Annotated in this window: 25 protein-coding genes and 3 tRNA genes; 15 read left to right on the top strand and 13 right to left on the bottom strand. The window is 67.1% G+C overall.

Going from position 1 to position 20,645, the window contains the following annotated elements; translation table 11 throughout:
- Positions 1–6 precede the first annotated feature (6 nt).
- Genes AC5Y4Z_RS24875 through cynS form a run of 3 tightly spaced genes read left to right on the top strand, consistent with a single transcriptional unit; the run spans position 7 to position 1,781 of the window.
- Positions 7–522: a nitroreductase family protein gene (locus tag AC5Y4Z_RS24875; RefSeq protein ID WP_499967667.1), complete on the top strand. Its 516-nt coding sequence runs from the start codon at positions 7–9 to the stop codon at positions 520–522.
- Between the two features lie 4 nt (positions 523–526).
- Complete coding sequence (locus AC5Y4Z_RS24870) at positions 527–1,276, top strand: class I SAM-dependent methyltransferase (RefSeq protein ID WP_499967618.1); 750 nt, start codon at positions 527–529, stop codon at positions 1,274–1,276.
- A gap of 49 nt (positions 1,277–1,325) precedes the next feature.
- Positions 1,326–1,781, top strand: a complete 456-nt coding sequence (cynS, locus tag AC5Y4Z_RS24865; protein WP_499967617.1) for a cyanase — start codon at positions 1,326–1,328, stop codon at positions 1,779–1,781.
- Positions 1,782–1,892: 111 nt separating this feature from the next.
- Here cynS and AC5Y4Z_RS24860 read toward each other — a convergent pair whose 3' ends face one another.
- From AC5Y4Z_RS24860 to AC5Y4Z_RS24840, 5 genes are all read right to left on the bottom strand, one after another.
- The gene (locus tag AC5Y4Z_RS24860; RefSeq protein WP_499967616.1) at positions 1,893–2,372 is read right to left on the bottom strand and encodes a hypothetical protein; all 480 of its coding nucleotides are present in this window, start codon (positions 2,370–2,372) and stop codon (positions 1,893–1,895) included.
- A gap of 2 nt (positions 2,373–2,374) precedes the next feature.
- Positions 2,375–4,759: a molybdopterin oxidoreductase family protein gene (locus AC5Y4Z_RS24855; RefSeq protein ID WP_499967615.1), complete on the bottom strand. Its 2,385-nt coding sequence runs from the start codon at positions 4,757–4,759 to the stop codon at positions 2,375–2,377.
- Between the two features lie 50 nt (positions 4,760–4,809).
- Positions 4,810–5,505: a crotonase/enoyl-CoA hydratase family protein gene (locus AC5Y4Z_RS24850; protein ID WP_499967613.1), complete on the bottom strand. Its 696-nt coding sequence runs from the start codon at positions 5,503–5,505 to the stop codon at positions 4,810–4,812.
- Positions 5,506–5,524: 19 nt separating this feature from the next.
- The gene (locus AC5Y4Z_RS24845) at positions 5,525–6,358 is read right to left on the bottom strand and encodes a DUF8453 domain-containing protein (protein ID WP_499967611.1); all 834 of its coding nucleotides are present in this window, start codon (positions 6,356–6,358) and stop codon (positions 5,525–5,527) included.
- Between the two features lie 135 nt (positions 6,359–6,493).
- Positions 6,494–7,207, bottom strand: coding sequence for an MBL fold metallo-hydrolase (locus AC5Y4Z_RS24840; protein WP_499967610.1), 714 nt, complete (start codon positions 7,205–7,207; stop codon positions 6,494–6,496).
- A 121-nt stretch (positions 7,208–7,328) separates the two neighbouring features.
- On the opposite strand from AC5Y4Z_RS24840, the gene AC5Y4Z_RS24835 reads away from it, so the two are divergent.
- The 12 genes from AC5Y4Z_RS24835 to rplA all read left to right on the top strand — a co-directional run bounded on the left by AC5Y4Z_RS24835 (position 7,329) and on the right by rplA (position 12,363).
- Entirely contained in the window at positions 7,329–7,538 is a 210-nt protein-coding gene (locus tag AC5Y4Z_RS24835) for a type II toxin-antitoxin system VapB family antitoxin (RefSeq protein WP_499967609.1), read from the top strand.
- 86 nt (positions 7,539–7,624) lie between these two features.
- Positions 7,625–7,697, top strand: a tRNA-Thr gene (locus AC5Y4Z_RS24830).
- Positions 7,698–7,748: 51 nt separating this feature from the next.
- Positions 7,749–7,822: transfer RNA gene (locus AC5Y4Z_RS24825), tRNA-Met, on the top strand.
- 59 nt (positions 7,823–7,881) lie between these two features.
- Complete coding sequence (gene rpmG, locus AC5Y4Z_RS24820) at positions 7,882–8,049, top strand: 50S ribosomal protein L33 (protein WP_066907182.1); 168 nt, start codon at positions 7,882–7,884, stop codon at positions 8,047–8,049.
- A 50-nt stretch (positions 8,050–8,099) separates the two neighbouring features.
- Positions 8,100–8,579 (top strand): (3R)-hydroxyacyl-ACP dehydratase subunit HadA, encoded by a 480-nt coding sequence (gene hadA / locus AC5Y4Z_RS24815; protein WP_499967607.1) that lies wholly within the window; start codon positions 8,100–8,102, stop codon positions 8,577–8,579.
- The gene (gene hadB / locus AC5Y4Z_RS24810; protein ID WP_499967605.1) at positions 8,566–8,994 is read left to right on the top strand and encodes a (3R)-hydroxyacyl-ACP dehydratase subunit HadB; all 429 of its coding nucleotides are present in this window, start codon (positions 8,566–8,568) and stop codon (positions 8,992–8,994) included. The genes hadA and hadB overlap by 14 nt, the downstream gene beginning before the upstream one ends.
- Positions 8,995–9,003: 9 nt before the next feature.
- Positions 9,004–9,504, top strand: a complete 501-nt coding sequence (gene hadC, locus AC5Y4Z_RS24805; protein ID WP_499967604.1) for a (3R)-hydroxyacyl-ACP dehydratase subunit HadC — start codon at positions 9,004–9,006, stop codon at positions 9,502–9,504.
- Positions 9,505–9,659: 155 nt separating this feature from the next.
- Positions 9,660–9,732, top strand: a tRNA-Trp gene (locus AC5Y4Z_RS24800).
- A 100-nt stretch (positions 9,733–9,832) separates the two neighbouring features.
- Positions 9,833–10,309 carry a preprotein translocase subunit SecE gene (gene secE, locus AC5Y4Z_RS24795; protein WP_499967602.1) on the top strand — a complete coding sequence of 159 codons (477 nt, stop codon included), beginning with the start codon at positions 9,833–9,835 and terminating at the stop codon, positions 10,307–10,309.
- Between the two features lie 127 nt (positions 10,310–10,436).
- A complete protein-coding gene (nusG, locus tag AC5Y4Z_RS24790) occupies positions 10,437–11,123 on the top strand; it encodes a transcription termination/antitermination protein NusG (protein ID WP_499967665.1) in 687 nt (228 codons plus the stop codon).
- 36 nt (positions 11,124–11,159) lie between these two features.
- Entirely contained in the window at positions 11,160–11,588 is a 429-nt protein-coding gene (gene rplK / locus AC5Y4Z_RS24785; RefSeq protein ID WP_067324269.1) for a 50S ribosomal protein L11, read from the top strand.
- Positions 11,589–11,655: 67 nt separating this feature from the next.
- Positions 11,656–12,363, top strand: coding sequence for a 50S ribosomal protein L1 (gene rplA / locus AC5Y4Z_RS24780; RefSeq protein WP_499967601.1), 708 nt, complete (start codon positions 11,656–11,658; stop codon positions 12,361–12,363).
- Between the two features lie 70 nt (positions 12,364–12,433).
- Here the strand turns inward: rplA and AC5Y4Z_RS24775 are convergent, their stop codons facing one another.
- The 8 genes from AC5Y4Z_RS24775 to AC5Y4Z_RS24740 form a co-directional block, all read right to left on the bottom strand.
- Positions 12,434–13,648, bottom strand: coding sequence for an RNA polymerase sigma factor (locus AC5Y4Z_RS24775; RefSeq protein ID WP_499967600.1), 1,215 nt, complete (start codon positions 13,646–13,648; stop codon positions 12,434–12,436).
- A gap of 7 nt (positions 13,649–13,655) precedes the next feature.
- Complete coding sequence (locus AC5Y4Z_RS24770) at positions 13,656–14,354, bottom strand: YciI family protein (RefSeq protein WP_499967598.1); 699 nt, start codon at positions 14,352–14,354, stop codon at positions 13,656–13,658.
- Between the two features lie 82 nt (positions 14,355–14,436).
- Positions 14,437–15,330, bottom strand: coding sequence for a hydroxymycolate synthase MmaA4 (gene mmaA4 / locus AC5Y4Z_RS24765; protein WP_499967597.1), 894 nt, complete (start codon positions 15,328–15,330; stop codon positions 14,437–14,439).
- An 88-nt stretch (positions 15,331–15,418) separates the two neighbouring features.
- Positions 15,419–16,300: a methoxy mycolic acid synthase MmaA3 gene (gene mmaA3 / locus AC5Y4Z_RS24760; protein ID WP_499967596.1), complete on the bottom strand. Its 882-nt coding sequence runs from the start codon at positions 16,298–16,300 to the stop codon at positions 15,419–15,421.
- Positions 16,301–16,443: 143 nt separating this feature from the next.
- Positions 16,444–17,307: a cyclopropane mycolic acid synthase MmaA2 gene (gene mmaA2, locus AC5Y4Z_RS24755; protein WP_499967594.1), complete on the bottom strand. Its 864-nt coding sequence runs from the start codon at positions 17,305–17,307 to the stop codon at positions 16,444–16,446.
- A 25-nt stretch (positions 17,308–17,332) separates the two neighbouring features.
- Entirely contained in the window at positions 17,333–18,193 is an 861-nt protein-coding gene (mmaA1, locus tag AC5Y4Z_RS24750; protein ID WP_499967592.1) for a mycolic acid methyltransferase MmaA1, read from the bottom strand.
- A gap of 101 nt (positions 18,194–18,294) precedes the next feature.
- On the bottom strand, positions 18,295–19,200 hold the full coding sequence (locus AC5Y4Z_RS24745; RefSeq protein ID WP_499967591.1) for an alpha/beta fold hydrolase: 906 nt from the start codon (positions 19,198–19,200) through the stop codon (positions 18,295–18,297).
- On the bottom strand, positions 19,200–20,546 hold the full coding sequence (locus AC5Y4Z_RS24740) for an ABC1 kinase family protein (RefSeq protein WP_499967589.1): 1,347 nt from the start codon (positions 20,544–20,546) through the stop codon (positions 19,200–19,202). The genes AC5Y4Z_RS24745 and AC5Y4Z_RS24740 overlap by 1 nt, the downstream gene beginning before the upstream one ends.
- Positions 20,547–20,645 lie beyond the last annotated feature (99 nt).

Genomic DNA, 20,645 nt, shown 5'->3' with positions numbered 1-20,645 from the left:
AACCAGATGGAAGCTTGGGACGCGATCCGTGCGCGGCGCAACGTCCGGGAATACAAGGCGGAACAGGTCTCGGCCGAGGATCTGGACCGGATCGCCGAGGCCGGCTGGCGGGCACCGTCGGCGAAAAACCGGCAGCCCTGGGACTTCGTGATCGTCACCGACCGTGACCAGCTGCAGGAGCTGTCCACGGTGTGGCGGGGCGCGGGCCACATTGCCGGGGCGCCGGCCGCGATCGCGCTGGTGGTTCCGCAGCCCCCCGACGAGCGCCGCCTGGTCACCGACACCTACGACATCGGCCAGGCCACGATGGCGATGATGATCGCGGCCACCGACCTGGGGATCGGGACGGGTCATTCGTCGGTGGGGGACCAGGACAAGGCGCGCGCCATCCTCGGCGTGCCCGACGGTCACCAGGTGGCCTTCCTGCTCGGCATCGGCTATCCCGCCGACCGGCCGCTCACCCCGGTCCGCCGGCCGAATCGGCGGCCGTTTTCCGAGGTCGTTCATCACGGGCGGTGGTGAGGCGATGCGCGAGCACCGGGGCGACTACGGATACGACGGGTCGTTTCACACCGTTTCGGCCGGAACGCAATTGGCAAGCATCGGGGCCGGCTCGGCCGCCCTGCTCGCGGGCGCGGCCTTGTGCGCTGCGCGTGGTAAGCGGCGGGCCGCGGCGCTCGCGGGGGCGTCAGCCCTGCAGATCATCGGGACGGCCGCCTGGTACATCTACGCGACGCGCGCGGGCAAGTTCGTCGTGTGGGACCGCGTGCTCGACGAGCTGCGGCTGCGTGGCGACGAAACGCTGCTCGACCTCGGGTGTGGGCGCGGCGCGGTGCTGCTGGCCGCGGCCAAGCGGTTGCCGCACGGGCGCGCGATCGGTGTCGACCTGTGGCAGGCCGACCAGACCGAGAACTCGCAGGAGGCAACGCTGGCCAACGCCGCTTTGGAAAACGTCGCCGACCGCGTGGAGGTGCGCACCGCCGACATGACCGCCCTGCCATTGGCCGAGGAAAGCGTGGACGTCGTCGTCAGCAATTTGGCGATCCACAACATTCCGGCCCGCGCCGGCCGGCGACAGGCGCTGGACGAAGCGGTGCGCGTGTTGCGCCCGGCTGGTCGGCTGGCCATCGCCGACCTGTGGGAGACCCGCCAGCACGCCGACCGCCTGCGCGAATTGGGTTGGCGAAATGTCAAGCGGCGCAACCTCGGATGGCGCATGTGGTACGGGGGCCCGTGGTTTTCCACGCGGCTGGTGACCGCGACGAAACCGGGGTGAGCGGTCGGCCGGCATTCGGGAACGGCGTCCGCAGTGCATGCTGGGACCCATGACGAGAAACGAACTCACCGAACAGATCGTCGTCGCGCGGCTGGCGAAGGGGCTGATGTGGCAGGAACTGGCCGACGCGATCGGCAGGCCGGTGCTGTGGACCACGGCGGCGTTGCTCGGCCAGCACCCCATACCCGCCGAGCTGGGCAAGGTCCTCGTCGAGATGCTCGGCCTCGACGAGTCGGCGGTGTCCGTGCTGGCGGCCCCACCCATGCGCGGCGGCCTGCCCACCGCCGTGCCGACCGACCCGACCATCTACCGCTTCTATGAAGCCCTGCAGGTGTACGGCGGCGCCATCAAGGAGACGATCCACGAGCAGTTCGGCGACGGCATCATGAGCGCGATCAATTTCAGCGTCGACCTGCAGAAGAAGCCGCACCCGTCGGGCGACCGGGTGGTGGTGACGTTCGACGGCAAGTTTCTTCCCTACCAATGGGTCTCGGCGGACGACTGACCGCGGGCGCGCGGGTGAAGTGACGCGGCGCCGCGCGCGTGTCACACTGGGCCGCGAGGAGGCGAGCAACGCGGTGGCCAGGTATTTTCCCGGCCACCGCGTTCGCTGCTTTCAGCTCATCAAGACCTGCGGGGAGAGCTCCTTGAGCATGGCGTTGGCCCAGCGCATCTGGCGTAGCGTCTCGGGGTGACAGCGCGACGCCATGCTCAGCAACTCGGAGTCCTTCGCGGCCTGCGCGCCCTGGGCCAGCAGCTCCCAGTCCAGCGACACGCCCGCGGCCAGCCGGTGGATCCGCCGCAGGTCGCCCAGCAGCATCAGTCCGGGTTCGGGCCGGTGCCGCAGCATCCCACTCATCCGTGACTGGAGAAACCCCGTGATCGCGCCGGTGCGCGGCTCGGCCGACAACCGCAGGCCGTAGTGGCGGCCATGCTCGGCGAGCTGGCTCAGGTGATGCCGCGACCACCCGGCCATGTCCTGGGCCAGGTGAAAGACGTCCTGGTCGCTGTGATGCCGCGCGGCCACCACCTCCAGCCGGTGCGCCAGTTTGCGCTCGGAGCGATGAAGCTCGCGGATGGCCATTTTGAGCTTCACGGCTAGCTTCCCGTCGGCAGCAGTTGGGGCCTGTGCTCGGCCGCGGCGTGACCGTTCGCACCGGCGCGGCGCGCTCGGCTCTTGTGCAGCTGGGCCGCGGCCGTTTTGAAGATCGGCTGCTTGGACACCGGATCCCAGTCGGTCAGCGTGAGTTCGTTGCCCGCCCGGTGATGACCGTCGTCGCCGACATCCCAGTAGCCGTAATGGAACGGCACGAACAGCACCCCGTCGCGGATGCCGCAGATCCGGGCGGCGCACCTGACGGCGCCGCGCGGCGTGCTCACCTCGACGGCGTCGCCCTCCTCGATGCCCAGCCGGCGCGCGTCGCGCTCGGAGACCTCGACCCACACCTCGGGCGCGGCGGCCTGAAGCTGCGGTGCCCTGGCGGTCTTGGTGCGGGTGTGGAAGTGGTACACGGTGCGGCCGGTGATCAACGCGAACGGATAGTCGGGGCTGGGCCGCTCGTGCGGCGGCACGTACTGGGCCGCCTTGATGATGGCCTTGGCGTAGGCGTTCATCGAGCGATACTCGTCCGGCTGCAGCGGTGCCCCGGTGATCAGGTCCTTGCCGAAGGCCTCGCAATAGTCGGGATGCGACCAGAACTTGTTGTCGGAGTAGAGCCGTTCGGTTCCGTCCGGATGCTCGGCGTTGCAGGGCCACTGGATCCCGCTGCCGCCGCGCAGCTTCTCGTACGTCAAACCCGTGTAGTCGCAGGGCCGGCCCGCGCTGCACTTCTTCCACGCCTCGAACGCCGACTCGGGATCGGTCCACGGCGGAAACGGTTGGCCGTCCTTGTCGCGGAAGTCCATCCGCCGCGCGTAGTCCAGGAAGATGTCGAGGTCCGAACGCGCGGAACCCGGTGGCTCCACGGCCTTTTCGGACAGGTGCACGGTGCGGTCGGCGTTGGTGAAGGTGCCGGTCTTCTCCCCCCACGCGGCGGCCGGCAACACGACGTCGGCCAGCGCCGCGGTCTCGGTCATGAAGATGTCCTGCACGACGAGGAAAAGCCGCTCCTGCGACAGGATGTCGCGCACTCGCGCCAACTCCGGCAGCGACACCGCGGGATTGGTCGCGCTGACCCATAACATGCGCAGCGTCCCCTCCTCGGCGAAGCGGAACATCTGCATGGCGTGCGTCGGCGGTGCGTAGTGCGGAATCTGCAGGGGCTCAAGGTTCCACAGCTCCGCCAGCTCGGCGATGTGGGCGTCGTTGGACCAGTTGCGGAACCCGGCCAGGTCTCCGTTGGCGCCGCACTCGCGGGTGTTCTCCGCGGTCGGCTGCCCGTTCATCTGCAGCAGGCCGCATCCGGGCTTGCCGAGCATGCCGCGGACCAGGTGAACGTTGTTGACCTGCACGGCCGCGGCGGTGGCCTGGTGTGACTGGTAGAAGCCCTGCAGCACGGTGGACAGCAATCGCTCCGCGGTGCCCAACAGTCTTGCCGCGCTGCGGATGTCGTCGGCCGAGACGCCGCAGATCTCGGCGACCCGCTCGGGCGGAAACTCTTCGACCCGGTCGCGCAGCTCCTCGAAACCGACCGTGTGCGCGTCGATGTAGTCCTGGTCGATCCAGCCGTGGGAGATGATCTCGTGCAAGAGGCCGTTCATCAGCGCGACGTTGGTGCCCGGCAGCGGCGCCAGGTGGACGGTGGCGCGCCGGGCGACCGGCGTGAGCCGCGGGTCGACGCACACGATCGCCGGCGGCGACTGGCCGGCCAGCCGGTCCAGCATCCGCGCCCACAACACCGTCTGCGTCTCGGCGACGTTGTGGCCGAACAGCGCGATGACGTCGGCGTGGTCGACGTCGGTGTAGGAACCCGGCTGCCCGTCGCAGCCGAACGATTCCTTCAGCGCCTCGGCCGCGGTCGCCGTGCACAGGCGGGTGTTGCCGTCGACGTGGTTGGTGCCGATCGCCCCGTGCGCGATCGCGCCCTGGGTGTAGTACGCCTCGAGGAACAGCTGCCCGGAGGTGTAGAAGCCGATCGAGGCGGGGCCGCGGGTGTCCAGCAGGTGGCGGCTGCGCTGGACGATCCGTTCCATCGCGGTGTCCCAGTCGCACGGTTGCAATGTGCCGCCGACGCGGATCAGCGGGGTGGTGAGCCGGTCCGGGGACGCGTTGGCCTGCCAGCCGAACATGTCCTTCGGGTCGAGGCGGCCGTGGTTGACGCGGTCGACGGCGCGCCCGCGCACGCCCACGATGCGCCCGTCCTTGACGGCGATGTCGAGGCCGTCGCCGTTGGAGTGCAGTACCGCCGCCGACTGCACCCAGCGATCCACCGATTCCGGAGCGATCCCGTCGGCCAGGTAGGTGTCGACTCGCTCGGGCCACTCGCCGCCCGGTTCGTACGGCGTCCGCGTTCCCCACGGGTCGGCGATGCGATCTGTTGTCACGCCGGAGAACTACCCGGACGCGCGAACCCGAAACCCCGGCTCAGCGGGCCTCAAAGCCCCAACTCGGCCTCTAGTCCGTCGATTCCGGCGCGGATCGCCTTGAGCGCATCGGCGCGCACGCGCAATTTGGTTGCGGTGTGGGCGTGCTGGTGCAGGCCGGCGAATTCGCGCGCGGCCTCTTCGGCGCGGTCGACCACCACCTCGGGCAACACGATCTCGTCGACAAAGCCGGCGGCCAGGGCGGTTTCGCCGAAGAACGTCTTGGCCAGCCCGACTGCCTGCTGGTAGGCCGACGGCGTCAGCCGCAGCTTCATGATCTCCAGGGCGGCGTAGGGGATGACCATCCCGATCGCCACCTCGTTGGCCTGGATGTTGTATGCGTGGGCGGCCACCCGGTGGTCACCGGACGTCAACAGAAACGCGCCCATCGCGATGGCGTGGCCGGTGCAGGCCATCACCACCGGCTTGGGGTGGGACAGCAGCCGATACGCCAGCTCGAAGCCGCCCCGCAGCATGGCGATCGCGGGCTGCGCCTCGCCCGACGTCAGGATCTTCAGGTCGAACCCGCCGCTGAACACCCGCTCGTTGCCGGTGATCACCAGCGCCCCGGCGTTGTCGCCGTCGGCCCGGTCGAGGGCCTCGTTGAGGGCCTGCTGCATCGTGGGGCCCAGCGCGTTGACCTTGCCGTCGTCCATCCGGATGACGGCGATCGAATCCTTGAGGCTGTAGGCGACCGGGCCGCTCATGCGTTGCTCCTTCGATCGGTCAGACGTGCTGGCTGCGGTGCTTGGCGGGATTCCTCTCGCCGTTGCCCCAGCGCAGGCTGACGTCGGTGGGGGCGTCGAGCTGGCGGGTGCGCCACCTGTCCTGGGTTTCCTGCACGGCGCCGTTGATGCGCTCGATCTCGCTGCGGAACACGTCGGCGCGCGTTTCCTTGCTCGCGTAGTGGAAGTAGGTCAGCAGCCCGCGCAGCAGCTCGAGTTTCTGCTTTTCGCGCTTGGCCAGGTCGTGGGTCGTCAGCAACTCGATGCGCTGCACGGGCGGCAGCGCGTCCCAGTCGAGCTCCACGTCGGTCTGCAGCACGGGCCGGTCGCCCTGCCAGAACCGCCAGCCGCGCGGCTTGTCGGGGCGGTCGTGATAGATCACCGAGCCGGCGAAGCGGGACTCGATGCCCATTCCGATCTCGGCGCGATCAAGCGCCGAATCCCACACCATGCGCCATTCCTGGCCCGGCGCGAGCACCGGCAACTCGCGCGGCAGCTGCAGTTCGACCACGTCGGCGTAGCCGTCGGCGGCGTTTTCGTACTCGGCCACCGTCGGCGGCGTCGGAAACGAGAATCGGATGTCGTAGGCCGCGGTCTTCCCGAAATTCCGGACCACGAGTTCGATCACGTGCCAGTCCGCGGGATGCGGCTCCATGAACATCGCGACCTGGGGCCGGACCTGGTCGGTGACGATGCTGCGGTTGAGTCTGAGCTGCCGGATCACCACGAGCAGCGCGACGATGCCCAGCAAAATCGCCGCCCACGCCGCCCACGCCAGCCAGGTGCCCGACGAAACATTGGTGACCCCGTGCCAGGCGTTCTGGATCCACCCCATGAGATCCACCCTTCCGCTTATATCACAGTGGTCTTCGGCCGGAAGTTTCGCTGGACCGATAGTAAAGGGGTCCGGCGCGCATTGCCGGGCCGAAATCAATCCCGCTCAAATGCGCACAAATTGCCGGCGGGTCGCTTAGCCGCCCATCAGCATTCGCCACTGGTCGAGATCGGCGGCCCGATACACGTAGTTGGACCGTTTGACCTCCGACAGCGACGCGCTGGGCTCCGCCGAATACCAGTGCCCCGGAAACACTGTCGGGTCACCCGGGAGCGTGGCCAGCCGCTGCAGGCTGCGATACATCTCGTCGGAGTCGCCCCCCGGGAAATCAGTGCGCCCGCAGCCGTCGAGGAACAGCGTGTCCCCGGCGACCAGGCGGCCGTCGAGCAAGAAGCATTGGCTGCCCGGCGTGTGGCCCGGGGTGTGCAGCAGCTCGATTTCGATATCCCCGACGCTGACTTTGTCGTGGCCCTCATGGGTGGTGAGGTCGCCCATGCCGATCCCCGTGACCCTCGAAACCCAAAGCGCCTCATGGGTATTCACGTGCACCGGCACCGGCGCGCGCTCCAGCAGCTCGGCCAGGCCCTTGAGTTCGAAACCCATCATCGAGCCGCCCACGTGGTCGGGGTGGTGGTGGGTCACCAGCACCCCGGACAGGTGCATGCCGTCGGACTCGAGCGCGTCGAGCAGGTCGCCGGCGGCGTATGCGGGATCGACCACCAGGCAGTCCCCGGTCTGACGGTCCCCGATCAGGTAGGCGAAGTTGCGCATTTGCGTCGCGAACATGTCGCCGGGGGCGAAATCGCGACCCGAAAGCAATTGACGGAAGTACAGCCGGTCCTCTGCCACCCGACCAGCCTAGGACCTGCCCGACACGCGCCCGTCCGCGACTTGAGATCCGGGCCGGTGTTTGCCGGAAACCGCCGCTCGGCGAGGGGTTTGGGACGCGCCCAGTGGGTATTGTTGGCGCATGAGAAAGAGGGTCGAGATCGAAATCGACGACGATCTGGTCCAAGAGGCGATCCGTCGGTTCCATCTGGCTGACACGCGCGAGGCCGTCCATCTCGCGCTGCGGACCCTGCTCGGTGAGTCCGGCGCGCACGATGAGCAAGACAGCGAGTACGACGAGTTCAGCGACCTCAACGCGTGGCAGCCCCGCCCCGGCGGCGACGGCCGGTAAGGGGCCGCGTTGGTGGTTTGGTGACGTTGCGCGCCAGGCTGTACCCTCTTTTAGGCCCCGCGGCAGGACTGTCGCTTGGGTGAACGGCCCCCTTAGCTCAGTCGGTAGAGCGTTTCCATGGTAAGGAAAAGGTCAACGGTTCGATTCCGTTAGGGGGCTCGGCGGACGCCGAGCAGGCAGGCGGCCCCCACCCGAAATGGGTGGCCCCGAGGCGATGTAGCTCAGTCGGTTAGAGCGAACGACTCATAATCGTTAGGTCGCCGGTTCGAGTCCGGCCATCGCTACAACACAACAACGGCACCAACGCGAGTTTCACCAGAGCGACAGAGCAGAGAGAACCGACATGGCTTCCAGTACCGACGTGCGGCCCAAGATCACCTTGGCATGCGAGGTGTGCAAGCACCGTAACTACATCACCAAGAAGAACCGCCGCAACGACCCCGACCGGATGGAGCTGAAGAAGTTCTGCCCCAATTGCGGCAAGCACCAGCCGCACCGCGAGACACGCTAGGCGCCGCCCAGCACGCATTTACCGGGATCGACTAGGTAGGTTATTCAGCCGTGGGGTTGTCCACAAACATCGTCGGGATGCATTACCGGTACCCCGACCACTACGAGGTGGAGCGCGAAAAGATCCGCGAGTACGCGGTGGCCGTGCAGAACGACGACTCCTCGTTCTTTCAGGAGGACGCTGCCGCCGAGCTCGGCTACAAGGGGCTGTTGGCCCCGTTGACCTTCATCTGCGTGTTCGGCTACCAGGCGCAATCGGCGTTCTTCAAGCATGCGAACATCGCGGTGGAGGACTCGCAGATCGTCCAGGTCGACCAGGTGCTGAAGTTCGCCAAGCCTATCGTGGCGGGAGACAAGCTCTACTGCGATGTGTGGGTGGATTCGATGCGCGAGACGCACGGCACGCAGATCATCGTGACCAAGAACATCATCACCGACGATGCCGGTGACGTTGTGCAGGAGACCTACACGACCCTGGCGGGCCGTGCGGGTGAGGATGGAGAAAAGGGATTTTCTGATGCCACTGCGTGAGTTCAGCTCGGTCAAGGTGGGCGACAAGCTTCCGGAGAAGGTCTACCCGCTGACCCGTCAGGACCTGGTGAATTACGCGGGGGTCTCCGGTGACCTCAACCCGATCCACTGGGACGACGAGATCGCCAAGGTCGTGGGGCTGGACACCGCCATTGCCCACGGCATGCTGACCATGGGCATCGGCGGCGGCTACGTGACCTCGTGGGTCGGCGACCCGGGCGCGGTCACCGAGTACAACGTGCGGTTCACCGCCGTCGTGCCGGTGCCCAACGACGGCAAGGGCGCCGAGCTCATTTTCAGCGGCAGGGTGAAATCGCTCGATCCGGAGACCAAGTCGGTGACCATCGCGCTGACCGCGACCACCGGCGGCAAGAAGATCTTCGGGCGGGCCATCGCGTCGGCAAAGCTGGCGTAGGCGGAGCTCATGGCGCTCAAGACCGATATCCGCGGGATGATCTGGCGGTATCCGGACTACTTCGTCGTGGGCCGCGAGCAGCTTCGCGAGTTTGCCCACGCCATCAAATGCGACCATCCGGCCTACTTCGACGAGGGCGCGGCCGCCGAGCTCGGCTACGACGCGATCGTGGCGCCGTTGACGTTCGTGACGATCCTCGCCAAGTACGTCCAGCTCGACTTCTTTCGCAACGTCGACGTGGGCATGGAGACCATGCAGATCGTCCAGGTCGACCAGCGGTTCCTGTTTTACAAACCGGTGCTGGCCGGCGACAAGCTGTGGGCCCGGATGGACATCCATTCGGTGGATGAGCGTTTCGGTGCCGACATCGTCGTCACCAAGAACATCTGCCACAACGACGAGGGCGATCTGGTGCTGGAGGCCTACACCACCCTGATGGGTCAGCAGGGTGAGGAATCCGCCAGGCTCAAGTGGGACAAAGAGTCCGGGCAGGTCATCAGGACCTCGTAATCGGCATCGGATTTCCTGAGCTCGAGTGGGATCGAGTACACTCGGACCTCGGGGTTTTCCCAGCATCAGCGCGCTTTCCGGGATTCGAACAATCGGGGAGCGCGCGTGTCATGTAAGCCCCGGTAGGTAAGCGCAGGTTGGCCTGCCAACCGCGAAGGGGCGTAGCTCAACTGGCAGAGCAGCGGTCTCCAAAACCGCAGGTTGCAGGTTCAAGTCCTGTCGCCCCTGCTGAAGACGGACTATAGGTGCCGTGCCATGGTGGACACTGGAAGACAGGGTCCCATCACAATGGGGCGGCGCAGGATACTAGCAAACAAAGGAGCACGCGGTGAGCGACGAGGGCCCCGACATCGGTGCTGCCAACGACGCCGCACGCGACGGCGGTGACACCGAGGACGTCCGCGAAAGCGGCGGTCGCACGGCCGTGGTGACTCGGCCGCAGCGCCCCACCGGCAAACGGTCCAGGCAGCGGGCGACCGACGTCGGCGAGGACGCCGACGTGGAGTCGGCCGACGAGGTCGAGGCTATCGAGGCGGACTCGGGTTCCAAGAAGGCCAAGAAGGGCGCCAAGGCCAAGGCGCCCAAGAAGGCGCGGAAGCCCGGCGACCGTTCGGCCAATCCGTTCGTGTTCGTCTACAACTACCTCAAGCAGGTCGTTGGCGAGATGCGGAAGGTGATCTGGCCGAACCGCAAGCAGATGCTCACCTACACCTCGGTGGTGCTGGCGTTTCTGGCCTTCATGGTGGCGCTGGTCGGCCTGGCGGATTTCGGCCTGGCCAAGCTGGTCCTGCTGGTGTTCGGCTGAGCTTTGAGAGTGACAGGAAGGACTGAAAACCGTGACTAGCTTCGACGGTGACACGTCCGCGGGTGAAGCAGCGGTCGACGTGCAGGAGGCCCCTGAGACGTCGGCGGCACCGGAGAGCCCGGAGGCGCTGGAGGCTCCAGAGACCCCCGAGACCGCCGAGACCCCGGAGCAGGCGGAGCCGGCCGAGGAGGTCGACCCGGCCGCCGCGCTGAAGGCCGAGCTGCGCAGCAAGCCCGGCGACTGGTACGTCATCCACTCGTATGCGGGATACGAGAACAAGGTGAAGGCCAACCTGGAAACCCGCGTGCAGAACCTCGACGTCGGCGACTACATCTTCCAGGTGGAGGTGCCCACCGAAGAGGTCACCGAGATCAAGAACGGCCAGCGCAAGCAGGTCAACCGCAAGGTGCTGCCGGGCTACATCCTGGTGCGCATGGACCTGACCGACGACTCGTGGGCCGCGGTGCGCAACACCCCGGGCGTCACCGGGTTCGTCGGCGCGACGTCGCGCCCGTCGGCCCTGACGCTGGACGACGTGGTCAAGTTCCTGCTGCCGCGCGGGGCGGCCAAGAAGGCCGCCAAGGGCGCGGCCAGCACCGCCGCCGTGGCCGAGGCGGGCGGCCTGGAACGCCCGGTCGTCGAGGTCGACTACGAGGTCGGCGAATCGGTGACGGTCATGGACGGGCCGTTCGCCACGCTGCCGGCCACCATCAGCGAGGTCAACGCCGAACAGCAGAAGCTCAAGGTGCTGGTGTCGATCTTCGGCCGCGAAACCCCGGTCGAATTGACCTTCGGCCAAGTCTCGAAGATTTAGCCCCCTTAACCCAGAGAGAAGGAACAACAACACCTCATGGCCCCGAAGAAGAAGGTCGTCGGGCTGATCAAGCTCCAGATCCAGGCCGGGCAGGCCAACCCTGCCCCGCCGGTAGGGCCCGCGCTCGGCCAGCACGGCGTCAACATCATGGAGTTCTGCAAGGCGTACAACGCCGCGACCGAAAACCAGCGCGGCAACGTCATCCCGGTGGAGATCACGGTCTACGAGGACCGCAGCTTCACCTTCACGCTGAAGACCCCGCCCGCCGCCAAGCTGCTGCTCAAGGCCGCCGGCGTGGGCAAGGGCTCGGCCGAGCCGCACAAGACCAAGGTCGCCAAGGTCAGCTGGGATCAGGTCAAAGAGATCGCCGAGACGAAGAAGTCCGACCTGAACGCCAACGACATCGACGCGGCCGCCAAGATCATCGCCGGCACCGCCCGGTCGATGGGCATCACTGTCGAGTAACACGCAAGACCGTGGGAGGGCTGGCTTCGGCCCGATAACCACGACCCAACACCTGATTGGATAGTCAATGAGCAAGAACAGCAAGGCATATCGCGCCGCGGTCGAAAAGGTCGACCGCAGCAACCTGTACACCCCGCTGGAGGCGGCCAAGCTCGCCAAGGAGACGTCGTCGGCCAAGCAGGACGCGACGGTCGAGGTGGCGATCCGGCTCGGGGTCGACCCGCGCAAGGCCGACCAGATGGTCCGCGGCACGGTCAACCTGCCGCACGGCACCGGTAAGACGGCCCGCGTCGCGGTGTTCGCCGTCGGTGACAAGGCCGAGCAGGCGCAGGCCGCCGGCGCCGACATCGTCGGCAGCGACGACCTGATCGAGAAGATCCAGGGCGGGTTCCTGGACTTCGATGCCGCGATCGCGACCCCCGACCAGATGGCCAAGGTCGGCCGCATCGCCCGCATCCTGGGCCCGCGCGGCCTGATGCCCAACCCCAAGACCGGCACCGTCACCCCCGACGTCGCCAAGGCCGTGTCCGACATCAAGGGCGGCAAGATCAACTTCCGCGTCGACAAGCAGGCCAACCTGCATTTCGTGATCGGCAAGGCGTCCTTCGACGAGAAGAGCCTGGCGGAGAACTACGGCGCCGCGATCGACGAGGTGCTGCGGCTCAAGCCGTCGTCGTCGAAGGGCCGTTACCTCAAGAAGATCACCGTGTCGACGACCACGGGCCCGGGCATCCCGGTGGACCCGTCGGTCACGCGCAACTTCGCCGAGGCCTAATTTCTGCGGCCGAGTGTGAATCCCGCGACGCCCGATCGGCGTGTCGCGTCGTGAGATTCACGCTCGGCGGTTAACTGAGCTCGGCGATGCGCCGCCGCAAGAACTCGCGGCCCGGCTCAGAACCGTTGGCTTCCAACGCCGTTCGGTACCACCTCACGGCTTCGGCGGGCCGTCCCGCGCGCCGGAGCAGATCGGCGCGCACCGTCGCGACGAGGTTCGAACGCGCCAGCCGGGGGTCATGCGCCACCGCGTCCAGGGCGGCCAGGCCCGCCTCGGGCCCGTCGCGAAATCCGACCGCCAGCGCGCGATTGGCGCGCACCACCGGCGAGTCGGTGAGCCGCAGCAGCCGGTCGTAGGCCGCGCAGATGGTGACCCAATCCGTGTGCTCCCAGCTCGGCGCCGTCGCGTGCAGCGCGGCGATCACCGCCTGCGGCAGGTAGGGGCCCGTCGACCCCTCTGCCCGCCGCAGCCGGTCCAGCCCGCGGGCGATGCGGCCCCGGTCCCACCGGCGCCGGTCCTGCTCCTCGAGCGGCACCAGCATCCCGGCGGCGTCCACCCGGGTCGCGCGCCGCGAATCGTGCAGCAGCATCAGCGCGGCCAGGGCGTGCGCCTCCGGCTCGTGCGGCATCAGCGCACACAGCTCCTGCGCCAGCCGGACCCCCTCGTCGCACAACTCGTCGCGGATCGCCGACGGCCCCGCCGTCGACCAATAGCCCTCGGTGAACACGGAATAGAGGCAAGCCAGCACGTGGGGCGTGCGCTCGGGCAGCAGCTCGGCCGGCGGCACCCGCAGCGGAATGTTGGCGTGCCGAACCTTGTTCTTGGCGCGCGTGATTCGCTGGCCGATCGCCGCCTCGCTCTGCAGCACCGCCCGGGCGATCTCGGCGACGGTCAGCCCGGACACCAGCCGCAGCGTGAGCGCCAGCTGCGACGGACGGTCCAGCGCCGGATGCGCACAGGTGAACATCATCCGCAGCTCGTCGTCGCGGACGGGATGCGGTTCGGCATGGTCGGTGCGCGCCCGGATATCGTCCACCACAGCGGCCAATTCCTTTCCCGGACGGACAGATTCGCGGCGCAGCCGGTCCCGCGCGCGGTTGCGGGCGACGGTCACCAGCCAGCCGCCGGGGCTGTCCGGCACGCCGTCGCGAGGCCAGGTGCGCAGCGCCTCGGCGCAGGCCTCCTGGACGGCGTCCTCCGCGACCGTGAGGTCGCCGGACCACCGCGCGAGCGCGGCGACGGCGGGTCCCCACTCCCGGCGGAAGACGCCGTCCAGGGCTGTCATCTGCGAGCTAGAGCGCGGAGATCCCGGCCAGCTGCCGCAACTGCACGGTCGAGGCGGGGATCATCGATGCGACCTTGACGGCCTCGTCGCGATCCGCGGCGCCCAGCAGGTAGATGCCCGTGGCGATTTCGGCTCCCTCGACATACGGTCCGTCGGTGATCAGGACCTCGCCGTTGCGCACCCGCACGGTCGTCGCCGTGGACCGGTCGTGCAACGCGGCACCACCGATGATGTGGTCGCCCGCGGCCGCGTGCAGATCGGCGTGCTTCGCCGCCACCGCCTCCCATTCCGGCGTGCCCGGCGTGTGTGCGGATTCGGCCGGCTCCAGCAGCAGCGCGAGCCAGTCGTTGCCAGCGAGCTTGCGGGACAGGTCAACTGAGTGGACCGCAGGCCACACTTCCACGGCCCCGAACTTGGCGAGCGGGACGTCGCGCGCCAGTGCCAGCGCCTCGTCGAGGTTTTCCGCTTCGAACACGTAGAAGCCGCAGGCCACCTCGGCGGCCTCGGCGAACGGGCCGTCGGTGACGACCGGCGCGTCCGGGCCGCCGGTGATGACCACCGCCGCGGCCGCGGGGGCCAGCGCATCACCGGATTTGATCGCGGGCCCGGCTTTGGTGTGGAAGCTCTCCCATTCCGCCATCGCGGCGGCCGCATCGTCGGGTGAGCGGTCTTGCTCCTGGCTGATCAACAGTGCTACGTACTGCATTTGTCGTCACCTCCGGTAGTGAGCGAAACCCTGTGTTCCACTCTCTACCTACTCGACGAACGGCGCAGCCCCGATCCGACAGTTAGGCGGCGCCCGGCTTCAGGTAGGTCACCAGGCTGCAGTCCAGCATCTCGTCGGTGAAGTAGTGCTCGCAGCCGCGCAGGTATTTCATGTATCGCTCGTAGACCTCTTCGGAGGTGACCTCGATGGCCTTCTCCTTGTTGGACTCCAGCGTGTCGCCCCATATGTGCAGCGTCTTGATGTAGTGCGGGCGCAGCGAAAGCGGTTCCGGCACTACGAAACCCGCCTTCTCGCCGTGCTCGACCATCATCTCGGTGGACGGCAGCCGGCCGCCCGGGAAGATCTCGGTGATGATGAACTTGATGAAGCGCGCCGTCTCGAAGGTCAGCTTCTTGCCGCGGGCCGCCATCTCGAAGGGGTGGTAGCTGACACTGCTCTGAATGGTCATCCGGCCGTCGTCGGGCATGATGTCGAAACACCGCTTGAAGAAGTCGTCGTAGTTCTCGTGCCCGAAGTGCTCGAAGGCCTCGATCGACACGATCCGGTCGACGGGCTCGTTGAAATCCTCCCAGCCGTGGAGGCGAACCTGGCGCGAGCGGTTGGTGTCGAGCGCCCCCAGCACCTGCTCGCTGCGGGCGTGCTGGTTCTTGGACAGCGTCAGGCCGATCACGTTGACGTCGTACTTCTCGACCGCGCGCTTCATGGTGGTGCCCCACCCGCAGCCGATGTCGAGCAGCGTCATGCCCGGCTTGAGGTCGAGCTTGTCCAGGTTGAGGTCGATCTTGGCGTACTGGGCCTCCTCGAGCGTGATGTCCGGCGGCTCGAAGTAGGCGCAGCTGTAGGTCCGGGTGGGGTCCTGGAACAGGGCGAAGAAGTCGTCGGAGACGTCGTAGTGCGCCTGAATGTCCTCGAAGCGCGTCCGCGTCTTCGTCGGGCTCGTCGGTTGCTCAGCCATTCTCGTCTTGTTCTCCTGGATGAATTCACTGCCTAAAGCGCAGGTCGGCGCTGTCGTGGCGGTACCCGACGTGCCACGATACCGAAGTTCACTTCTCCAACGTGAATTGGTTGCAGTCGATGTAGCCCATCCGGAACGCCTTGGCGCAGCCGGTCAGGAACTTCATGTAGCGGTCGTAGACCTCTTCGGACTGGATCGCGATGGCCTCGTCCTGGTGCGCCTCGAGGGCCTCGGCCCAGAAGTCCAGGGTCTTGGCGAAGTCCGATTGCAGCGACTGGATGCGGGTCACCCGAAAGCCGACCTTCTCCGAGTGCTCCTCGACGGTCTCGATCATCGGCAGGCGGCCGCCGGGGAAGATCTCGGTGACGATGAACCGGATGAACTTGGCCATCTCCATCGTCAGCGGGATGCCGCGCTCCATGACCTGCTTCACGTGCAACCCGGTGATCGCATGCAGCGCCATCACCCCGTCGGCCGGCATCGCCTCGTAGGCGAACTTGAAGAAGTCGTCGTATCGGTGAAAGCCGAAGTGTTCCAGCGCCTCGATGATGACGATGCGGTCCACCGGCTCGCCGAAGTCGGCCCAGTCGCTTAGCAAGACCCGCCGGGAGCGGTCGCTGTCGACCCCGTCGAGCACCTGCTGGCAGTAGGCGTGCTGGTTCTTCGACAGGGTCAGCCCGACGACGTTGACGTCGTAGCGCTCGATCGCCCGCTTCATCACCGAGCCCCAGCCGCAGCCGACGTCGAGCAGGGTCATTCCCGGCTGCAGCCCCAGCTTGTCCAGCGTGAGGTCGATCTTGGCGAGCTGCGCCTCCTGCAGGGTCATGCCCTCGCGCGGGAAGTAGGCGCAGCTGTAGGTGCGGGTCGGGTCGACGAACAGCGCGAAGAACTCGTTCGACAAGTCGTAGTGAGCCCGGACATTGTCGGAATCAGACCTCATCCGCGTGGCGCCCACTCGATTCTCAGACATGATGTCCTCCCGACTGACACCCGGTTTCATCAGGTGTCCGCCCCCGGCACCCTACACGGGGCAGGGCGCATCGCTCGCATTTAAGGTCGCATGCCCCTGGGTTTTTCGACCGAGCCCCCGCGCCCCAGTGACGTGCGCTGCCGCTATTTCTCCAGCGTGAACTGGTTGACGTCGATGTAGCCGATCCGAAACGCGTCCGCGCAGCCCGTGAGGTACTTCATATAGCGCTCATAGACCTCGTCGGACTGGACCGCGATCGCCTCGTCCCGGTGCGCCTGCAGGGCCTGCGCCCACAGGTCGAGGGTCCGGGCGTAGTGCGGCTGCAGCGACTGCCTGCGGGTCAACGTGAAACCCGCGTTCCCCGAGCGCTCCTGCACCATCTCGATCGACGGCAGCCGGCCGCCCGGGAAGATCTCGGTGACGATGAACTTGATGAAGCGGGCCATCTCGAACGTCAGCGGGATGCCGCGCTCGATGCACTGCGGCCCGGTGAGCCCGGTGATGGTGTGCAGCAGCATCACACCGTCGGCGGGCAGGACGTCATGGGCCATCGCGAAGAAGTCGTCGTAGCGGTCGTGGCCGAAGTGCTCGAACGCGCCGATCGACACGATGCGGTCGACCGGCTCGTCGAACTGTTCCCAGCCGGCCAGCAAGACCCGCTTGCTGCGCGGGCTTTCCATCTCGTCGAACGACTTCTGCACGTGGGCGGCCTGGTTCTTCGACAACGTCAGGCCGACCACGTTGACGTCGTAGCGCTCGACCGCTCGCCGCATGGTGGCGCCCCAGCCGCAGCCCACGTCGAGCAGCGTCATGCCGGGCCGCAGACCCAGCTTGCCCAGCGCCAGGTCGATCTTGGCGAGCTGCGCCTCTTCCAGCGTCATGTCGTCGCGCTCGAAGTAGGCGCAGCTGTAGGTCTGGGTGGGGTCCAGGAACAGGCGGAAAAAGTCGTCGGACAGGTCGTAGTGCGCCTGCACGTCGTCGAAGTGCGGCGTCAGGTCCTTGCCCATGGCGTTTCCCCCTGTACGCGCTGAATCACTTCGCCAGCGTGAACTGCGCGACGTTGATGAGTCCCCGGCGGAACCGCACCGCACATCCGGTGAGGTAGTGCATGAAGTTGTTGTAGACCTCTTCGGACTGGATGGCGATGGCGCGATCCCGGTTGGCCTCCAGGTTGGCGGCCCAGGTGTCGAGGGTTTTCGCGTAGTGCTGCTGCAGTAGCTGGGTTTGCTCGACGGTGAAGCCCGCGGCGCGCGCGTTGTCGACGATGTCGGGTTCCGACGGGAGCTCGCCGCCGGGGAATATCGACTCGCGCAGGAACTTGAGGAAGCGCAGATCGCTCATCGTCAGCGCGATGCCCTGTTCGTGCAGCCACCGGCGGTCGTAGGTGAACAGGCTGTGCAACAGCATCCGGCCGCCGTCGGGCAGGAGTTCGTAGGAGCGTTCGAAAAACGCGCCGTAGCGCTCCTTGTGGAAGGCGTCGAACGCCTCGAACGAGACGATCCGGTCGACCTTCTCGTCGAACTCCTCCCAACCCTGCAGCCGCGCCTCGGCGCGCCGCGTCGTCGGGATCTGCGCGAGCCGGGCCTGGCTGCGGTCACAATGGTTGCGGCTCAGGGTAAGTCCGATGACGTTGACGTCGTACTTCTCCACGGCGCGGACCAGGGCGCCGCCCCATCCGCACCCGACGTCGAGCAGGGTCATGCCCGGCTCCAGGTTGAGCTTGTCCAGGGCCAAATCCAATTTGGCGAGCTGCGCCTCTTCCAGGGTCATGTCGTCGCGCTCGAAGTAGGCGCAGGTGTAGACCCAGGTGGGGTCGAGAAAGAGCCCGAAGAAGTCGTCCGAAATGTCGTACGCAGCTTGCGAGTCTTCGTAATAGGGTTTCAGCTCCGCCATTATTAGACATCCTCCCAACGGCAACCGTACAACGGGGCGAGACCTTGTGTGAAATTCGCAGGGGCATATTAAAAGCCGCCCGACGGCGGCCTCAAACGGCCTCAGCCGGCGTCGGCGAAGTTGCTGGCCAGCTCGCCGATGACCCGATCCCACAGTTGCTGAGGCAGGTCGTGGCCCATGCCGTCAAACAAGACTAGTCGAGCACCGTCGATGGCGCGTGCAACGGCGCGGCCGCCCGACGGCCGCATCAGTTTGTCGGCGCGGCCGTGCAGGATCACGGTCTGGGCGGCCGTGCGCCGGTTGTAGCGCAGCAGGCTGCCGCTGCCCAGGACGGCGTCGAAGTGCCGGGCTATTCCCCAGGGGTAGTAGCTGCGTTCGTAGCTCTCGATGGCCTCGGCGCGGAGCTGCTCCTCGGGCGCCAGGTAGCGGGGGCTGCCGATGATCTTGCTCACCCGAATGGCGTTGTCGACGATGACGTCGCGCGGGGAACCCGGGGCGGGGCCCTTGATCAGCGCCAGCAGCTGGCGCGGTCCGGGCGGCGGAAGGAACGCCTGGTTGTTGCTCGAGAAGATGACCGCGAGCGACTTCGTCCGCTTGGCGAATCGGGCGGCGAAGATCTGGGCGATCATGCCGCCCATGGACGCGCCGACGATGTGGGCGCGCTCGATGCCCAGGTGGCTCAGGACGGCGGCGGCGTCGTCGGCCATGTCTTCGAGGGTGTAGGGCGCCTTGCTGCGCAGGCCGAGCCACGAGCGCACCAACCGCGTGATCAGTGGCTGGCCGGCGGAGCGCCGCTCGGTCTTGCTGGACAGGCCGACGTCGCGGTTGTCGTAGCGGATGACGCGCAGGCCCTGCGCGACCAGCTTCTCGCAGAACGCGGTCCGCCACAGCAGCAGCTGCGCGCCCAGCCCCATGACCAGCAGGACGGGCGGGTCGTCGACGTCGCCCATGTCCTCGTAGTAGAGCTTCAGGTCACCCGAAATGGCTTCCCCGGTGCGGACCTCCATCACACCTCGACGTCGCTCTGGTGCTCGCGGCTGACCTCGACCATGAAGTTCGCGAAGTACCCGGTCAGCTGCGGGTCCGACATCATCTGCCACTTCGGCGCCAGCAGCTTCATGTACCGCTCGACATAGAGGAACTGCTTGCCGATCAACACCAGCTCGCGCGGCAGCTTGACGTCATAGGCATCGGCGAGCGTCGACAGCTGCCGCCCGATGTCCGCATACGACATGTCGCCCAGCGTCTGCATCGTCAGCGGGGTGGCGAACTTTTCCAGGTCCTTGGCGGCTTGGGCCTCGGGCTTCATGGTGCCGACGGCGCCCATCAGCACGACGATCTTGCCGGCCGCGGCGTGGTCCTTCTTAACCAGCAGCGCATAGACGAGTTCGCGCAGCAGCCAGCGGGTGCGGGGATCGATGCGGCCCATGATGCCGAAGTCGAAGAACACGATGCGGCCCTCGTCGTCGACGTACAGGTTGCCCGCGTGCAGGTCGCCGTGGAACAGCCCGTGCCGCAGCCCACCCTCGAACACCGAGAACAGCAGCGCCTTGACCAGCTCGGTGCCGTCGAACCCGGCCTTGCGGATCTCGGCGACGTTGTCGATGCGGATCCCGTGCACCCGCTCCATCGTCAGCACCCGCTCGGTGGTGAAGTCCCAGTGCACGTGCGGCACCCGGATGTTCTTGCCCAGCGGTGACGCGTGCAGATGCGAGACCCACGCCTCCATCGACTGCGCCTCGAGGCGAAAGTCCAGCTCTTCGGCCAGGTTGGCGGCGAAGTCGGCGACCACGTCCTGTGCCGACAGGCGGCGGCCCAGCTTGGCCAGCTCGACGGCCTGGGCGAAGCGCTTCAGGATCTGCAGGTCGGCGGCGACCCGGCGCCGGATGCCCGGGCGCTGGATCTTGACGACCACCTCCTCGCCGCTGTGCAGCGTGGCGTAGTGCACCTGCGCGATGGACGCCGACGCGAACGGCGTCTCGTCCCACTTGGCGAACAGGTCGGCGGGGTCCCCGCCCAGCTCCTCGACGAAGAGCTTGTGGACCTCTCCTGCGTCGGCGGGCGGGACCCGGTCGAGCAGGCCGCGGAATTCGCGCGACAGCGACTCCCCGAATGCGCCGGGGCTGGACGCGATGATCTGCCCGAACTTGACGTAGGTGGGCCCCAGGTCGGCGAAGGTGCCGGGGAGCTGCTTGATGACTTTTTGCTGCCAGGGCCCTCGGCTGGGCAGCTTGGTGACGACGCGGGCGGCGGCTCGGGTGACCTGCCAACCGGTGGCTGCTACCCGGGCCGCTTCGATGGGTAAGGGCACCCGGTCGAGCTTGGCCACCTCGCGGTGCTTGGTAGTAGTCATTTCAGCAGTCTGCCAAATCGTGGGAGTCAAGTCCCAATTCCTGTGAGCCCGCTCACCGGGTATCGACGGCCGCAAGAAGCTTCTTCCGGGCCCGTTGAC

This window comes from Mycobacterium sp. NGS63, assembly GCF_059812295.1.
The sequence above is the reverse complement of the archived record's forward strand: the minus strand, read 5'-3'. Positions and strand labels throughout refer to the sequence as shown.

Excerpts from the sequence above, each read along its gene's own strand:
- AC5Y4Z_RS24875 (WP_499967667.1), top strand. The coding sequence starts at position 7 with ATGGAAGCTTGGGACGCGATCCGTGCGCGGCGCAACGTCCGGGAATAC.
- AC5Y4Z_RS24870 (WP_499967618.1), top strand. The coding sequence starts at position 527 with ATGCGCGAGCACCGGGGCGACTACGGATACGACGGGTCGTTTCACACC.
- cynS (WP_499967617.1), top strand. The coding sequence starts at position 1,326 with ATGACGAGAAACGAACTCACCGAACAGATCGTCGTCGCGCGGCTGGCG.
- AC5Y4Z_RS24850 (WP_499967613.1), bottom strand. The coding sequence starts at position 5,505 with ATGAGCGGCCCGGTCGCCTACAGCCTCAAGGATTCGATCGCCGTCATC.
- AC5Y4Z_RS24845 (WP_499967611.1), bottom strand. The coding sequence starts at position 6,358 with ATGGGGTGGATCCAGAACGCCTGGCACGGGGTCACCAATGTTTCGTCG.
- AC5Y4Z_RS24835 (WP_499967609.1), top strand. The coding sequence starts at position 7,329 with ATGAGAAAGAGGGTCGAGATCGAAATCGACGACGATCTGGTCCAAGAG.
- rpmG (WP_066907182.1), top strand. The coding sequence starts at position 7,882 with ATGGCTTCCAGTACCGACGTGCGGCCCAAGATCACCTTGGCATGCGAG.
- hadB (WP_499967605.1), top strand. The coding sequence starts at position 8,566 with ATGCCACTGCGTGAGTTCAGCTCGGTCAAGGTGGGCGACAAGCTTCCG.
- hadC (WP_499967604.1), top strand. The coding sequence starts at position 9,004 with ATGGCGCTCAAGACCGATATCCGCGGGATGATCTGGCGGTATCCGGAC.
- rplK (WP_067324269.1), top strand. The coding sequence starts at position 11,160 with ATGGCCCCGAAGAAGAAGGTCGTCGGGCTGATCAAGCTCCAGATCCAG.
- rplA (WP_499967601.1), top strand. The coding sequence starts at position 11,656 with ATGAGCAAGAACAGCAAGGCATATCGCGCCGCGGTCGAAAAGGTCGAC.
- AC5Y4Z_RS24775 (WP_499967600.1), bottom strand. The coding sequence starts at position 13,648 with ATGACAGCCCTGGACGGCGTCTTCCGCCGGGAGTGGGGACCCGCCGTC.
- AC5Y4Z_RS24770 (WP_499967598.1), bottom strand. The coding sequence starts at position 14,354 with ATGCAGTACGTAGCACTGTTGATCAGCCAGGAGCAAGACCGCTCACCC.
- mmaA4 (WP_499967597.1), bottom strand. The coding sequence starts at position 15,330 with ATGGCTGAGCAACCGACGAGCCCGACGAAGACGCGGACGCGCTTCGAG.
- mmaA3 (WP_499967596.1), bottom strand. The coding sequence starts at position 16,300 with ATGTCTGAGAATCGAGTGGGCGCCACGCGGATGAGGTCTGATTCCGAC.
- mmaA2 (WP_499967594.1), bottom strand. The coding sequence starts at position 17,307 with ATGGGCAAGGACCTGACGCCGCACTTCGACGACGTGCAGGCGCACTAC.
- mmaA1 (WP_499967592.1), bottom strand. The coding sequence starts at position 18,193 with ATGGCGGAGCTGAAACCCTATTACGAAGACTCGCAAGCTGCGTACGAC.
- AC5Y4Z_RS24745 (WP_499967591.1), bottom strand. The coding sequence starts at position 19,200 with ATGGAGGTCCGCACCGGGGAAGCCATTTCGGGTGACCTGAAGCTCTAC.
- AC5Y4Z_RS24740 (WP_499967589.1), bottom strand. The coding sequence starts at position 20,546 with ATGACTACTACCAAGCACCGCGAGGTGGCCAAGCTCGACCGGGTGCCC.